Origin of the sequence: Polynucleobacter sp. AP-Titi-500A-B4, assembly GCF_018688095.1 — a bacterium.
Classification (GTDB): domain Bacteria; phylum Pseudomonadota; class Gammaproteobacteria; order Burkholderiales; family Burkholderiaceae; genus Polynucleobacter.
In genome coordinates, this window is record NZ_CP061311.1 from 960,524 (window position 1) to 975,732 (window position 15,209).

The following is a 15,209-nucleotide window of genomic DNA, read 5'->3' on the forward strand; positions in this document are numbered from 1 at the left end:
AGGGTTACTACTATATTGGCCATACAGCTAGGGTTATTGCGTATAACCCTATGGGCTTTATGGATGGAGAATGGCTTTACTAATTTAATGAGACTACTATGTTTGCAGGCATGAATCCCGGTGCAACGCCTTCTTTGGCGCCGCACCATATGGCGCTAATTCCGCAAGAGCGTTTAGCTGAAATCCAAAAAGAATACTTTGCAGAGCTTGCTCATATTGCTACTAATCCTGAGGCGATTGAAGTAAAGGATCGTCGTTTTGCTGGAAAAGCTTGGCATTCCTCATGGAGCAAAGTGATTGCCGCTACATATCTGCTGAACTCTAAACATTTAATGTCTTTAGCTCAAGCAGTAGAGACTGATGAAAAGACCCGTCAGAAAATTTTGTTCACAACTGAGCAAATGATTGATGCGCTATCACCATCCAACTTCATTGCTACCAACCCCGAGGTTTTAGAAAACATTATCAGCACCCAAGGCCAATCGATTCAAAAGGGGATTGTGAACCTTCTTGGCGATATGAAAAAAGGCAAAGTCTCGATTACAGACGAGAGTGCTTTTGAGGTGGGTAAAAACATTGCTACTACAGAAGGTCATGTGGTGTTTCGCAATGAGCTGTTTGAACTTATTCAGTACACGCCATTAACGGAAACAGTTTTTGAGCGTCCTTACTTGATGGTGCCACCCTGTATTAATAAGTACTACATCCTGGATTTGCAGCCTGATAACTCAGTGGTAAGTCATATGGTTGCTCAAGGCCACACGGTGTTCTTGGTTTCCTGGAAGAATCCCGATGCATCGATGGCGGAAGTAAGTTGGGATGACTATGTAGGTAAAGGCGTTATCAAGGCTATCGACGTTGTTAAAGAGATCAGTGAGTCTAAACAAATCAACATTCTTGGTTTCTGCGTTGGCGGAACCCTAACCACTTCGGCCTTAGCGGTATTGGCTGCGCGCGATGAACATCCAGCTGCCAGCCTCACCTTATTTACTACCTTGCTCGACTTTACCAATACTGGAATATTGGATGTCTTCATTGATGAAGGCATGGTCGAGATGCGCGAGAACACCATCGGCGGCAAGGGTGGTAAATACGGCATGATGTCTGGCTTGGACTTAGGAAACACATTCTCATTCTTGCGTCCTAACGATTTGGTTTGGAACTATGTAGTCGAAAATTATCTCAAGGGTAATTCTCCGCCTCCATTTGACTTGTTGTATTGGAATGGCGATTCAACCAATTTACCGGGCAATATGTATTGCTGGTATTTGCGCCACACTTATTTACAAAATGATTTGATTAAGCCTGGTAAGGTCAAGATTTGTGGTGAGAAGGTTGATTTAGGCAAGATCAAGTGTCCCGCCTATTTGTATGCATCCCAAGAGGATCATATTGTTCCTTGGCAATCTGCGTATGAGTCGACTCATATCCTCAAAGGAAAGAATCGCTTTGTATTAGGTGCATCCGGACATATTGCTGGCGTGATTAATCCGCCTGCAAAAAATAAGCGTTATTACTTTGAGAACAACAAGATTGCTCCTACCGCAGCAGAGTGGCTCGAAGATGCGAAGCAAATTCCTGGAAGTTGGTGGCCTAACTACACCAAATGGCTTGGGCAATTCGGTGGCGAACAAAAACCAGCGAGCACTACTTTTGGTAATGCTAAGTACAAAAAGATGGAAGCTGCACCAGGTGTTTATGTGAAAGAAAAAGCAGCCTAGCAAAATTACAAGATTAATAATTAACGAAGGTTTTTTACAAGGGGAAAGTAATGTCTCAAAAAGTCGCATACGTAACTGGTGGTATGGGTGGTATTGGTACTGCTATTTGCCAACGTCTGGCAAAAGATGGATTTAAGGTAATCGCGGGTTGTGGCCCAAACTCACCACGTAAGGATCGCTGGATTGGCGAGCAAAAAGCCCTAGGTTATGACTTTATTGCCTCAGAAGGTAACGTTTCTGATTGGGATAGTACGGTTGCTGCCTTTGAAAAGGTTAAAGCTGAAGTTGGTCGTGTAGATGTTTTGGTGAACAACGCAGGTATTACGCGCGATAGCGTTTTCCGCAAAATGACTCCTGATGCATGGAAAGCGGTGATCGATACCAATTTGAACTCCTTGTTCAACGTTACCAAGCAGGTGATTGACGGCATGGTTGACAACAACTGGGGTCGAATTATCAATATCTCTTCTGTAAATGGTCAAAAAGGTCAGTTTGGTCAATGTAACTATTCCACTGCAAAAGCAGGTCTGCATGGTTTCACAATGGCTTTGGCTCAAGAAGTTGCCACCAAAGGCGTAACAGTAAACACGGTTTCCCCGGGCTATATTGGTACTGACATGGTGAAAGCTATCCGTGAGGATGTTTTGGAAAAGATTGTTGCTGGCATTCCAGTGAAGCGTTTGGGTACGCCAGATGAGATTGCTTCCATTTGCTGCTGGATTGCTTCAGAAGATGGTGGATATGCAACTGGAGCAGACTTCTCCTTAAATGGTGGTATCCATACCGGCTAAATAAGCCAAAACGGAGCATTCGTAGTTTTGTTGGGGCGCAACACGGCTTATTTACCTTTTGGTCAAACTAGAGATAAACTATGCTGATGTTGCGTTGCAGTAAACCGTAAGGATAAAAATGGCTACCCGTACTAAACGAGCTGGTGAAGATCGGCTAATCAAGAAGTACCCTAATCGTCGTCTCTACGATACTCAGACTAGTACGTATGTCACTTTGGCTGACATCAAGGGTTTAGTCATGACCAGCGAAAATTTCAAGGTCGTCGATGCCAAAACGGATGAAGATCTCACGCGCAATATTTTGCTGCAAATTATTCTGGAAGAAGAGGCTGGTGGCGCACCAGTATTTTCAACCCAAATGCTTTCGCAAATCATTCGTTTCTACGGAAACTCTATGCAAGGCTTGATGGGCAATTATCTTGAAAAGACTATGCAGTCTTTTGTTGATATTCATAACAAGTTGGGCGACCAAACTAAAGGCTTGGGTGCAGGCAGCACTCCAGAAGCTTGGTCGCAAATGCTCAACCTACAGAACCCACTGATGCAAGGCTTGATGGGTAACTATATGGAACAAAGCAAAGACTTGTTCGTTAAGATGCAAGAGCAGATGCAAGGCTCGCACAATATGTTTGGCAGCTTTCCATTTACACCACAGCCTAATAAAACTGAAAAAGAATAGTTGTGGCTGCAAAAATCGGTTTTGTCTCCTTGGGGTGCCCCAAGGCTTTAGTTGATTCTGAACTCATCCTTACGCAACTGAGCGCTGAAGGTTATGAGACAGCCAAAGATTATTCTGGTGCTGACCTCGTTGTTGTCAATACCTGTGGCTTTATTGATTCGGCGGTAGAAGAGAGTCTTTCCGCTATTGGTGAAGCGCTCGCAGAAAACGGCAAGGTGATTGTGACAGGTTGCTTGGGCGCTCGTAAGAATGCCGATGGTAGTGACCTGATCCAAAGTATTCACCCTAAGGTCCTTGCGGTTACGGGCCCTCACGCTACTGATGAAGTGATGCAGGCGATCCATTTGCATCTGCCTAAACCGCATGACCCATTTACGGATTTGGTGCCGCCTGCTGGTGTGAAGCTCACGCCCAAGCATTATGCGTACCTCAAAATTTCTGAAGGCTGTAACCATCGCTGTACCTTTTGCATCATCCCGAGTATGCGCGGTGATCTGGTTTCGCGACCTATCGGCGAAGTTTTGTTAGAAGCTAAACGCCTCTTTGAATCTGGCGTAAAAGAATTGTTAGTGGTGTCACAAGACACCAGCGCCTATGGTGTTGATATTCAATATCGCACTGGGTTTTGGGATGGTAAGCCCATTAAAACCAGAATGTTTGACTTGGTAAATGCGTTAAATCAAATCGCGCGAGAGCATCAGGCTTGGGTAAGACTGCATTATGTTTATCCCTATCCTCATGTGGATGACATACTGCCGCTAATGGCTGAATTCTCAGAGCATGGATATGGTGTTTTGCCTTATCTCGACATCCCCTTGCAGCATGCTCACCCGGATGTTTTGAAAAGAATGAAGCGTCCAGCCAGTGGCGAGAAAAACTTAGAGCGCATCTTGGCATGGCGCAAAGCATGTCCTGATTTGGTTATTCGTAGCACCTTCATCGCCGGATTCCCCGGGGAGACTGAAGCGGAATTTGAATACTTGCTCAATTTCTTGGATGAGGCTCAAATTGATCGTGCAGGATGTTTTGCTTATTCACCGGTAGATGGTGCATTAGCGAATCAGTTGGATAACCCAGTTCCTGAGAGTATTCGTGAAGAGCGCAAAGCCAGATTCATGGCTAAAGCAGAAGATATATCCATTAAGCGTCTCACCAATAAGGTGGGCAAGCGGATTCAGGTCATCATTGATCGGGTCGATGAATCCGGTGGAATCGGTCGGAGTATTGGTGATGCCCCTGAAATTGATGGTTTAGTGAGGGTTTTGCCCCCAAGCAAGCCTTCTAAACGCTATCGGGCGGGAGAAATCATTCGCGCAACGGTCATTAGCTCCCAAGGGCATGACCTAATAGCCGAAACTTGAAGAGTGTTATAAAAATACTGTTTGTGTCATAAGTAAGTGCAAATTCTGCTCAAATTTTGGGCATAGCTAAGGGGATTGTTATGAGTCGTGATGTCGTTGTCTTAAGTGCAGTACGTTCCGCAATTGGTGCCTTTAATGGTTCATTGAGTAGCTTTGAGCCTTCTGAACTTGGCGGAATTGTCATGAAAGAAGCGGTAGCTCGCTCTGGTGTGGATCCTGCCTTGATTAATTACGTTACTGTTGGAAACACGATTCCAACAGATAGTCGTTATGCATACGTTGCTCGTGTAGCGGCGATTCAAGCAGGTCTGCCAATGGAGTCTGTGGCGATGGCATTAAACCGTTTGTGCAGCTCTGGCTTGCAGGCAATTGTGACTACTGCCCAGCAGATTATGTTGGGTGATTGTGATTACGGCGTTGGCGGTGGCGTGGAAGTGATGTCCCGCGGTATGTATGGCTCTCCAGCAATGCGCAGCGGTGCTCGCATGGGTGACACTAAGATGCTTGATTTAATGGTGGCTGTGTTGACAGATCCATTTGGCGTTGGTCATATGGGCGTTACAGCTGAAAACCTTGTTGAAAAATGGAAGCTGACTCGTGAAGAGCAAGATGCATTGGCAGTGGAATCACACCGTCGTGCTGCGAATGCTATTAAAGAGGGTCGCTTCAAATCTCAGATAGTGCCTATTACGATCAAGTCTCGCAAGGGTGATATCGTGTTTGATACCGATGAGCATTGCAAGCCTGATACCACCATGGAAACGCTTGGCAAGATGAAGGCTGTATTCAAAAAAGAGGGTGGCTCAGTAACGGCTGGTAATGCTTCTGGTATTAATGATGGTGCAGCATTCTTTGTTTTGGCTGATGCTGAAACTGCGAAGAAGGCTGGCCACAAGCCAATCGCACGCTTGGTGTCTTATGCAGTAGCAGGTGTTCCAAACCACATCATGGGTGAAGGTCCAATTCCTGCGACCAAGCTTGCTTTAGAGCGTGCTGGCCTCAAATTAGATCAAATGGATGTGATTGAGTCGAATGAAGCGTTCGCAGCCCAGGCTTTGGCGGTGACTAAAGGTCTCGGCTTAGATCCAGCAAAAACGAACGTGAATGGCGGCGCAATTGCTTTGGGTCACCCTATTGGATGTTCAGGTGCCGCGATTGCTACTAAAGCAATTCATGAATTACAACGTGTTCAAGGCAAATATGCGTTGGTAACAATGTGTATTGGTGGTGGTCAAGGTATCGCGACTATTTTCGAGCGCATGTAAATATATTAAGCAATTAGCTGTAAAGCAGCATCCAAGCCGACATGGTCAAAAGCCGCGTCGGCTTTTTCTTTAACGACGGGTTTGGCTCTATAGGCAACGCTAATTCCCGAGTCATTCATCATGATTAAGTCATTAGCGCCATCACCCATGGTGATAGAGCTAGCTTTGGTGCAATTGAGGATTCGACATGCTTCATCTAAATAGGCTGCCTTAGCGGCGCCATCGACAATATCCCCCAGAACCTTACCGGTGAGTTTGCCGTCAATGATTTCTAGTGTATTGGCTTGAGTTTGCTTAAAGCCTAGCTGCTGTCGTAACTTTTCAGTAAAGAAAGTAAAGCCACCAGAGACTAGTAGGGTGTAGAGTCCTCGCTCATTGGCACCCGCTAGAAGCTCGATTGCTCCCGGATTGGGTCGCAAACGTTCGCGATAGACTGATTCCAATGCGTCGGCATGAACGCCCTCTAAAAGCGCAACGCGTCTACGCAAGCTTTCTTTAAAATCTTTAATCTCACCACGCATAGTGGCCTCAGTAATTTCCGCAACAGCGGCTTTTTTGCCTGTGAAGTCTGCAATCTCATCAATACATTCAATATTAATTAGTGTGGAATCCATATCCATTGCCAAAACACGAATGTCCTGTGAAATTAGGCCTGCTTTCAAAAAGCAAAGATCCGTTCTGTAGCCGCTAGCAATTGACCGTAATGATTCTCTCTGAGCGGTATCTAGATGTTGACTGCAGTCCCAGCGCTCGGATTGATATGTACCATTGCTTAGTTGTCCACCAATGGTGTGCAATGTAGCGCCATACTGCAATGCGCGATCTTTGAGCTCGAAAACCAGTTTCTCAGAAATTGGTTCACGAGATAGGGCGACAAGGGTTTGGTGAGATGGTTGCTTTTGGTCTGCGAGCATAACTAAATAATAGCCGATGGATCAAGAAGCAATCAGCTCACTTTGGCAGTGTTGAGAACAGCAGACTCATTTAAGCGGCGTAAAACCTGCCTAATGGTATCTAAGCGTTGTTCAAGCTTCTCAAATTCTCGTTCTTTTTGCGGGAGAACCTTGAGCTTATCTTGACCATTGAGCTGAATATGCTTTGAGGATTGAATGAGCTGAATGATCTTCATGGGATCAATCGGTGGATTGGGGATAAATTGAATTTGGATAGATGCAGGGCTTGCATCAATTTTCTTAATGCCAAAACCCACCATCTCCAAACGGAGGCGATGGGTTTCATAAAAGGATTTGGCTTGATCAGGTAGATCACCAAAGCGATCGACTAGCTCTTCTCTTAGGCCCATTAGCTCAGAAAAATCATTGCAGCCTGCAAAGCGTTTGTACAAGGACAAACGCTCGTGAACATCCGGACAGTAATCCTCAGGTAGCAGGGCAGGAACACCTAAGTTGACATCGGTGGTGGCCTGTAAAGGCGATAGCAGATCTGGCTCTTTACCACTGCGCAACGCTTTGACTGCCCGATTGAGCATCTCGGTATATAGCTGAAAGCCAATCTCATGAATTTCACCAGATTGTTTGTCGCCCAGAACTTCGCCCGCACCCCGAATCTCTAAATCATGCATTGCCAAATAGAATCCTGAGCCTAGTTCTTCCATAGCCTGGATTGCATTCAGACGTAATTGAGCTTGCTTACTGAGAGCCTCAGGATCTGGCACTAATAAGTAAGCGTAAGCCTGATGATGGGAGCGGCCTACGCGGCCACGCAATTGATGTAATTGCGCCAAACCAAATTTATCAGCACGATGCATGATGATAGTATTGGCAGTTGGCACATCAATGCCAGTCTCAATAATGGTCGTACATAAAAGAATATTCGTGCGTTGGGTCACAAACTCTCGCATGACAGATTCAAGTTCACGCTCATGCATTTGACCATGTGCAACACTAATGCGCGCCTCGGGTATCAGTTCCTGTAAGGCATGTTTACGATTCTGAATTGTCTCTACTTCGTTATGTAAGAAGTAGACCTGGCCGCCACGTTTAATTTCACGCAGCACGGCTTCTCGAATAACACCATCTCCTTCACGGCGGACAAAGGTCTTAATGGCTAGACGCTTTTGCGGAGCCGTAGCAATAATGGAAAACTCTCTTAATCCCTCCATGGCCATACCCAGTGTTCTTGGGATGGGAGTAGCCGTTAAGGTCAGGATATCAACCTCGGCACGCAAAGCCTTCAGTGCATCTTTTTGACGAACGCCAAAGCGGTGCTCCTCATCAACTATGACCAAACCTAGATTGGCAAATTGCGTTTCTTTCGAAAGTAATTTGTGGGTACCAATAATGATGTCTGCTTCACCTTTGGCAATCGCCTCAAGTGCCGCATTAATTTCTTTGGTGGTTTTAAAACGCGATAACTCAACAATACGCACAGGCCAATCAGCAAAGCGATCTTTCCAAGTGGCCACATGTTGCTCGGCAAGTAGAGTGGTTGGCGCAAGAATAGCAACTTGCTTACCACCCATGACGGCGACAAAGCTGGCACGTAAGGCAACTTCAGTCTTTCCAAAACCAACATCACCACAGACCAAGCGATCCATTGGTGTGCCACTCGTCATATCCCCGATTACCGCTGCAATTGCGTTTGCCTGATCCGGCGTTTCTTCAAAGCCAAAGCTCTCGGCAAATGCCGCATAGTCATGGGCTGAGAACTCAAATGCATGACCTTTGCGAATCGCTCTAGCAGCATAAAGACCTAGTAGCTCTGCTGCCGTGTCACGGATTTGTTGTGCTGCCTTGCGTTTAGCCTTATCCCACTGACCTGAACCTAATTGATGTAATGGTGCCGAGTCAGGATCTGATCCTGCATAACGAGTAACCATCTGTAGTTGTTGCACAGGCACATATAAAGTTGCTTGACCTGCATATTGCAAATGCAAAAACTCTTCAAAGATGGGGGCTTCTTTTGGTGGAGCTACATTTAATAAGACTAAGCCTTGATAACGACCTATGCCATGCTCCGCATGAACTACAGGGTCACCAATCTTGAGCTCAGACAAGTCCTTAAAGAGCATGTCTGGATCGGCACTCTCAGATCCCTTGCTTTTGCGTCTTTGTCTTGCGGTTGAGGTGAATAGTTCTGCCTCTGTTAGAACCAGTAAGTTTTCTGCTTCCCATAAGAAGCCATTAAATAGTGGGGCGGTCACCAGTCCAAATAGGGCATCGCTTTTTACGAAATCAGCAATGCCTTCGAAGCCCTCTGGCTGGAGTTGATATAGCGGCTTGCCGTCTTGACCAGCAATAGCATTGCTTTCCTCAAGCAGTTGGCGGATCGATTCTTTACGGCCTGCACTATCACTACATATGAGAACGCGTAATTTCTCTTGAGAAACTACCTTACGCAGGCGAGAAATCGGATCGACGTCACGACGATGAACGGCAATGTCTGGAACTGGAAAAAATTGCTTTGCTTCGTTAACTTCATTTTCTAAAATGAGGCGTGCATACGGTTTAGCAGTAGTAAAAAATTCATCTACATCGAGGAATAATTCCTTTGGGGGAAGAATGGGCCGATCTAGATCGTGTTTGAGAAACTCATAACGCGACAGGGTATCTTTCCAAAAGCTACGTATAGCTTCTTCTGCATTACCTATACTGACCAGCCAAACAGGGTCACCAGATCTGGGGAAGTAATCAAAGAGCTTGGATTGTTCTTCAAAGAACAATGGCAGGTAAGACTCGATGCCAGCACTAGGAATTCCAAGATTAGCGTCTTTATAGATAGAGCATCGGGTTGGGTCACCTTCAAATACCTCGCGCCAACGACCTCTAAAGGCAGTGCGTGCCTCATCATTAAAGGGGAACTCATGACCCGGCAGTAAGCGCACCTCTTTAACGGGGTAAAGACTGCGCTGTGTATCGGGATCAAATGATCTAATTTGTTCAATCTCATCGCCAAACAGATCAAGACGATAAGGCAAGCTTGAGCCCATCGGGAATAAATCAATCAGCCCGCCACGAATACTGTATTCACCAGGACGCATCACAGCGCTTACAGGATCGTATCCTGCTTGTTGTAACTGTAGTCGTAAGGCTGCTTCATTGAGCTTGTCACCTTGTCTAAAGAAAAAGGTATGGCCTGATAAAAATTGCGGTGGTCCCAAGCGTTGTAAGGCGGTGGTGACCGGAACCAACACAATGTCGCAACTTCCATTAAGTAACTCATAGAGTGTCGCCAATCTTTCTGAGACCAAATCCTGGTGAGGGGAAAAATGATCATAAGGAAGGATTTCCCAATCCGGAAGTAAGCGCACTTTGAGTTGTGGTGCAAAAGCGGGGATTTCTTCGACGAGTCTTTGGGCCTCTTGCGCTTGGGCACAGAAAACCACCATTACTGAGAAATCATTGCGGTAGCGTAGGGCGGATTGAGCCAAAAGCGCCGCATCTGCCGATCCAACTAGCCCCGAAAAGGTAAAGCGCTGCCCAGCCCGTGGAGCGGGTATGGGGGGTGCTAGATTTAATGCATCAGACATCTAGGCTCATTATAGAATCAGGCATGGGCTCAGCAAATCAATCTATCGTGAAATGTCATGCACTTTTGCCAACGGCAGGCACTGGCTCACGCCTGGGCGGAGAGCTACCAAAGCAATTTCAGCAGTTGGCAGGCAAGCCGATGCTGGCATTTGCTCTCGAAGCGTTTATGCAATCTCCCCAAATCGAATCCATTTGGGTTGGTGTTTCCCCAGGTTTTATTGATAACCCCATACTCAAGAGTCTTGCCAAGGGAAGTAAGCCTATTCACTTTCTACCGACTGGTGGGCCTACTCGCCAAGAGACGGTTCGCAATACTTTGAGTGCTTTATTGAAGTCGGGCTTATCAACGGATGATTGGGTTCTTGTTCATGATGCCGCACGACCTGGCATTACTCCAGCACTCATTGAGAAACTCATTACCGCCGTTCACAATTCAGATTCGGGGGGCTTATTGGCTGTTCCGCTTGCTGATACCTTAAAAGAAGCAGATCTAGACTCTGTCATCGCGGGCAATATACCGCATGTAGAAAAAACGATTCCTCGTGAACACCTTTGGCAAGCACAGACACCTCAGATGTTTGGGCTTAAAAAATTGCACAATGCCCTAGAGGATGCCCTTAGGCTAGAAGCGGATGTCACTGATGAAGCCAGTGCGATGGAGTTGTCTGGCGTTAAGCCGCTACTTGTCGAAGGGGCTACCCGTAACTTCAAAGTCACACACCCCGCCGATTGGGAGCTAATGCAATTGCTATTACGCAGTAGCCATTCTTAAAGATCTCTATATGACACAATCTAGTCCTCACATTCCACAGTTCCGTATCGGTCAAGGTTATGACGTCCATGCCCTAGTTGCAGATCGCAAATTAGTTCTAGGCGGTGTTCACGTTCCATACGAAAAGGGCTTACTTGGACACTCTGATGCTGATGCTTTATTGCATGCACTTACTGATGCATTGCTGGGTGCTGCTGGCTTAAACGATATTGGCCAATTATTTCCAGATACAGATCCTCAATTTAAGGACATGGATAGCCGCATTTTGCTTCGAGCGGCCCTACAGAAGGTTCAGGCTGCTGGTTATCACGTGGGAAATGTGGATGCCACCATCATTTGCCAGAAACCTAAATTGGCCGACTTTTTGCCTGAAATGGTCAAGAATATTGCCGCTGATTTAGCAGTGACCCCAAGTCATGTCAACCTTAAAGCAAAAACCAATGAATCCCTGGGCCATTTGGGGCGGGGTGAGGGCGTAGCGGTCCATGCTGTAGCTTTGCTCTATAAGGCCTAAAAGACCCTCTAAAACCCTAAGCATTGTAGAATTATGGTCTTTAGAGTGAAGTCTAGGCTTGGCAGTGTTTGCGGATATCGCGAGGATGGCGAAATTGGTAGACGCACCAGGTTTAGGTCCTGACGCCAGAAATGGTGTGGGGGTTCGAGTCCCCCTCCTCGCACCACAAGATTGCTACTTGGCTTGGACTTCACATTTCCAGATCTTCAATTAAGAGACGAGAATGGCTGTGCAGATAGAAAATTTAGGTTCGTTAGATCGCAAAATGACTTTGGAATTCGCTCGTGCCGATTTGGCAAAAGCGCGTGAAGCTCGTTTGGCGAAAGTTGGTAAGACCATGAAAATGGCCGGCTTCCGTCCAGGCAAGGTGCCGAAGAATATGGTTGAAAAACAATACGGCATGCAAGTGGATTTCGAACTCCAATTTGATAAAGCCTCTGAACTCTTTTATGAGCAAAGCCAAAAAGAGGGCATTAAGTTAGCTGGTCAGCCACGTCTTGAGCCTAAGAGCGAACTCGATGCAGACAAGATTGTGTTTGATGCATTTTTTGAAGTGCTGCCCGAAGTGAAGATTGGTGATTTCAGCAAAGCTGAAGTGACTAAGTACACAACCGATATTGGCGAAGCTGAGATTGATCGTGCACTCGACGTATTACGCAAACAGCAAGTTCATTACCACCCACGTGGTGAAGCTGGTGCCCACGGTGATGGAGGTGCCAATACTGCTGCTCAGGCTGGCGATCAAGTTGTGATTGACTTTGTAGGCAAGATTGATGGCGTTGAGTTTGCTGGTGGTAAAGCGGAGAACTTCGAATATGTATTAGGCGAAGGCCGCATGCTTCCAGAATTCGAGGCTGCAACTTTGGGCTTGAAGGCTGGCGAAAGCAAGTCATTCCCATTAAGTTTCCCAGCCGATTACCATGGCAAAGATGTAGCTGGTAAAACTGCTGAGTTCACCATTACAGTGAAGTCTGTTAACTGGGCTCACTTGCCTGCAGTTGACGATGCATTTGCACTCTCTTTGGGCGTTACTGAAGGTGGTGTTGCTAAGATGCGCGAAGAAGTAAAACAGAATCTAGATCGTGAAGTAAAGCGTCGCATCACTTCATTGCTAAAAAGCGAAGTGATGGATAAGCTCAATGAGTTATGTGAGTTGGATGTTCCAAAATCATTAGTTGCCTCAGAGCAAGAGCGTTTGGTTGAAGGCGCACGTCAAGACCTAATGCAACGCGGCGTACCAAATGCTAAAGATGCCCCAATTCCAGCAGAAATCTTTGCTGAACAAGCGATGAAACGTGTTCGCCTCGGTCTGATCTTGGGTGACTTGGTAAAGCAAAATAACCTTGCAGCTACAGCCGATCAAATTAAGGCTGAAATTGATGAGCAGGCTGCGACCTATGAGGATCCAAAAGAAGTCGTACGTTGGTTCTATAGCAACCCAAGCCGCCTCAAAGACATCGAAAACTTGGTATTAGAAGACAATGTAATCAAGCATTTCACTTCTTTAGCCAAGGTAAGCGATAAAGCAATTAGCTTTGAAGAGTTAAGCAAGCTAAACTAAGTCGTCATTTATTCATTTAAAAGGGCCTCAACATGATCCAGAACCATTTTCAATCTGAAGATTTAGAACCTAAAGGATTGGGTTTGGTGCCGATGGTCATCGAGACCTCTGGACGTGGTGAGCGCGCCTACGATATTTATTCTCGTCTTTTACGGGAGCGTGTGGTGTTCTTGGTTGGTGAAGTGAATGACCAAACAGCCAACCTAGTCATCGCTCAGTTACTCTTCCTTGAGAGTGAAAACCCAGATAAAGATATTTCTTTGTATATCAACTCACCAGGTGGATCTGTCTCAGCTGGTTTAGCGATCTACGACACCATGCAATTTATCAAGCCAAACGTGAGTACCTTGTGCATGGGTATGGCTGCAAGTATGGGCGCATTCCTATTATGTGCCGGTGAAAAAGATAAGCGTTATGCCTTGCCAAATTCTCGCGTCATGATTCATCAACCATTGGGCGGTGCTCGTGGACAGGCTTCTGATATTGAAATTCAAGCCCGTGAGATTTTGTATTTGCGTGAGCGTCTCAATAAGATCTTGGCTGATCGTACTGGCCAATCGATTGAAACCATTGCCAAAGACACTGATCGCGATAACTTTATGTCTGCTGATCAAGCTCGTGATTACGGTTTGATCGACAAAGTCATCGAAAAGCGTCCTTAAGCACATCATCTAATTCATTATTGAGTCAATATATTGAGCGATACCACTACCAACTCAAGCGATAAAGTTCTGTATTGCTCTTTCTGCGGTAAGAGTCAGCATGAAGTGAAAAAGCTGATTGCAGGCCCATCTGTTTTTATTTGCGATGAGTGTATCGATCTTTGTACTGACATTATTCAAGAGGAAATTGCTAAGCTTCCTAAGGAAGAGGGTGATGATTCTCTGCCAACACCACACCAGATCCGTGAAAACCTAGATCAGTATGTGATTGGCCAGGATCATGCCAAGAAGACCTTAGCGGTCGCGGTTTATAACCATTACAAACGTTTACAGTATTTACCAAAACCTAAAAAAGAGAAGTTAGACAAGGATGGCAAGCCTGTTGATGCTTTGGATAAAAAAGAATCTAAAGCCCCAGCTAAAGCAATTGTTGATGGCGTTGAATTAGCAAAGAGCAACATTTTGCTTATCGGACCAACTGGCTCAGGTAAAACATTACTAGCGCAAACATTGGCTCGCATGCTCGATGTGCCATTTGTAATGGCTGATGCTACGACATTGACCGAAGCCGGTTATGTTGGTGAAGACGTAGAGAATATTATTCAAAAGCTGTTACAAGCCTGTGATTACAACGTAGAAAAAGCTCAGCGCGGAATTGTATATATCGACGAGATCGATAAGATTTCTCGTAAATCAGATAATCCTTCGATTACTCGCGACGTCTCTGGCGAAGGTGTTCAACAGGCTTTGCTGAAGTTGGTTGAAGGAACGATGGCCTCTGTGCCTCCACAGGGCGGTCGTAAGCACCCTAATCAAGATTTCTTGCAGGTCGATACTACGAATATCCTATTTATTTGTGGCGGCGCTTTTGATGGCTTAGAAAAAGTCATTCAACAACGTACTGCGAAAACCGGCATTGGTTTTAATGCAGTTGTTCCAGGTAAAGATGATCGCGGTGTTAGTGATTTGCTCGTTGAAGTTGAGCCAGAAGATTTAATTAAGTTTGGCTTAATTCCAGAATTGATTGGTCGCTTACCTGTAGTAGCTACACTGGCTCAATTGGATGAAGAGGCTTTAATTCAAATTCTGACCGAACCTAAGAATGCATTGGTAAAGCAATATCAAGCACTGCTGACTATGGAAGGTTCTGAGCTTGAAGTGCGTCGTGAGGCGCTGTCAGCAATCGCCAAGAAGGCTATCGCTCGTAAAACTGGCGCTCGTGGTCTGAGATCCATCCTGGAAGGTTCTTTAATGGATGTGATGTATGACTTGCCATCGCTTAAGAATGTGCAAAAGGTTGTTATCGACGAATCAAGCATTGCAGACGGTGGCAAACCTCTTTTGGTATACAAACAGGATCTAGACCAGTCAGATTTGAGCAAAAAAGCTTAAA

At 45.8% G+C, this 15,209-nt stretch carries 12 protein-coding genes and 1 tRNA gene; 11 read left to right on the forward strand and 2 right to left on the reverse strand.

The features are described 5' to 3' along the window. Nucleotides 1-98: 98 nt before the first annotated feature. The 5 genes from phaC to FD968_RS05020 all read left to right on the forward strand — a co-directional run bounded on the left by phaC (nucleotide 99) and on the right by FD968_RS05020 (nucleotide 5,817). On the forward strand, nucleotides 99-1,721 hold the full coding sequence (gene phaC, locus FD968_RS05000) for a class I poly(R)-hydroxyalkanoic acid synthase (protein WP_215367745.1): 1,623 nt from the start codon (nucleotides 99-101) through the stop codon (nucleotides 1,719-1,721). A gap of 50 nt (nucleotides 1,722-1,771) precedes the next feature. Next, nucleotides 1,772-2,512 (forward strand): 3-ketoacyl-ACP reductase, encoded by a 741-nt coding sequence (locus FD968_RS05005; RefSeq protein ID WP_215297202.1) that lies wholly within the window; start codon nucleotides 1,772-1,774, stop codon nucleotides 2,510-2,512. A gap of 118 nt (nucleotides 2,513-2,630) precedes the next feature. Then, complete coding sequence (phaR, locus tag FD968_RS05010; protein WP_215367747.1) at nucleotides 2,631-3,191, forward strand: polyhydroxyalkanoate synthesis repressor PhaR; 561 nt, start codon at nucleotides 2,631-2,633, stop codon at nucleotides 3,189-3,191. Nucleotides 3,192-3,193: 2 nt separating this feature from the next. Continuing rightward, complete coding sequence (gene rimO, locus FD968_RS05015) at nucleotides 3,194-4,552, forward strand: 30S ribosomal protein S12 methylthiotransferase RimO (protein ID WP_215367749.1); 1,359 nt, start codon at nucleotides 3,194-3,196, stop codon at nucleotides 4,550-4,552. Between the two features lie 80 nt (nucleotides 4,553-4,632). Continuing rightward, on the forward strand, nucleotides 4,633-5,817 hold the full coding sequence (locus FD968_RS05020; RefSeq protein ID WP_215367750.1) for an acetyl-CoA C-acyltransferase family protein: 1,185 nt from the start codon (nucleotides 4,633-4,635) through the stop codon (nucleotides 5,815-5,817). Between the two features lie 5 nt (nucleotides 5,818-5,822). Here FD968_RS05020 and serB read toward each other — a convergent pair whose 3' ends face one another. Then, nucleotides 5,823-6,731 (reverse strand): phosphoserine phosphatase SerB, encoded by a 909-nt coding sequence (gene serB / locus FD968_RS05025; protein ID WP_215367752.1) that lies wholly within the window; start codon nucleotides 6,729-6,731, stop codon nucleotides 5,823-5,825. Between the two features lie 32 nt (nucleotides 6,732-6,763). Beyond that, the gene (gene mfd / locus FD968_RS05030) at nucleotides 6,764-10,306 is read right to left on the reverse strand and encodes a transcription-repair coupling factor (protein WP_215367754.1); all 3,543 of its coding nucleotides are present in this window, start codon (nucleotides 10,304-10,306) and stop codon (nucleotides 6,764-6,766) included. A 23-nt stretch (nucleotides 10,307-10,329) separates the two neighbouring features. On the opposite strand from mfd, the gene ispD reads away from it, so the two are divergent. The 6 genes from ispD (at nucleotide 10,330) to clpX (ending at nucleotide 15,208) form a co-directional block, all read left to right on the forward strand. Then, a complete protein-coding gene (gene ispD / locus FD968_RS05035; protein WP_215367756.1) occupies nucleotides 10,330-11,079 on the forward strand; it encodes a 2-C-methyl-D-erythritol 4-phosphate cytidylyltransferase in 750 nt (249 codons plus the stop codon). A 10-nt stretch (nucleotides 11,080-11,089) separates the two neighbouring features. Further along, nucleotides 11,090-11,593, forward strand: coding sequence for a 2-C-methyl-D-erythritol 2,4-cyclodiphosphate synthase (gene ispF / locus FD968_RS05040; RefSeq protein WP_215367758.1), 504 nt, complete (start codon nucleotides 11,090-11,092; stop codon nucleotides 11,591-11,593). Between the two features lie 79 nt (nucleotides 11,594-11,672). Further along, nucleotides 11,673-11,759 (forward strand) — tRNA-Leu (locus FD968_RS05045). A gap of 57 nt (nucleotides 11,760-11,816) precedes the next feature. Further along, the gene (tig, locus tag FD968_RS05050; protein ID WP_215367760.1) at nucleotides 11,817-13,154 is read left to right on the forward strand and encodes a trigger factor; all 1,338 of its coding nucleotides are present in this window, start codon (nucleotides 11,817-11,819) and stop codon (nucleotides 13,152-13,154) included. A gap of 32 nt (nucleotides 13,155-13,186) precedes the next feature. Then, complete coding sequence (gene clpP / locus FD968_RS05055) at nucleotides 13,187-13,816, forward strand: ATP-dependent Clp endopeptidase proteolytic subunit ClpP (RefSeq protein ID WP_215367762.1); 630 nt, start codon at nucleotides 13,187-13,189, stop codon at nucleotides 13,814-13,816. A 33-nt stretch (nucleotides 13,817-13,849) separates the two neighbouring features. Continuing rightward, nucleotides 13,850-15,208: an ATP-dependent Clp protease ATP-binding subunit ClpX gene (clpX, locus tag FD968_RS05060; protein WP_215367764.1), complete on the forward strand. Its 1,359-nt coding sequence runs from the start codon at nucleotides 13,850-13,852 to the stop codon at nucleotides 15,206-15,208. Nucleotide 15,209: the final 1 nt, after the last annotated feature.

Bases quoted from the DNA above. Each gene is read 5' to 3' on its own strand.
- FD968_RS05005 (WP_215297202.1), top strand. From the start codon at position 1,772: ATGTCTCAAAAAGTCGCATACGTAACTGGTGGTATGGGTGGTATTGGT.
- FD968_RS05020 (WP_215367750.1), top strand. From the start codon at position 4,633: ATGAGTCGTGATGTCGTTGTCTTAAGTGCAGTACGTTCCGCAATTGGT.
- tig (WP_215367760.1), top strand. From the start codon at position 11,817: ATGGCTGTGCAGATAGAAAATTTAGGTTCGTTAGATCGCAAAATGACT.
- mfd (WP_215367754.1), bottom strand. From the start codon at position 10,306: ATGTCTGATGCATTAAATCTAGCACCCCCCATACCCGCTCCACGGGCT.
- ispF (WP_215367758.1), top strand. From the start codon at position 11,090: ATGACACAATCTAGTCCTCACATTCCACAGTTCCGTATCGGTCAAGGT.
- serB (WP_215367752.1), bottom strand. From the start codon at position 6,731: ATGCTCGCAGACCAAAAGCAACCATCTCACCAAACCCTTGTCGCCCTA.
- phaR (WP_215367747.1), top strand. From the start codon at position 2,631: ATGGCTACCCGTACTAAACGAGCTGGTGAAGATCGGCTAATCAAGAAG.
- phaC (WP_215367745.1), top strand. From the start codon at position 99: ATGTTTGCAGGCATGAATCCCGGTGCAACGCCTTCTTTGGCGCCGCAC.
- ispD (WP_215367756.1), top strand. From the start codon at position 10,330: ATGGGCTCAGCAAATCAATCTATCGTGAAATGTCATGCACTTTTGCCA.
- clpP (WP_215367762.1), top strand. From the start codon at position 13,187: ATGATCCAGAACCATTTTCAATCTGAAGATTTAGAACCTAAAGGATTG.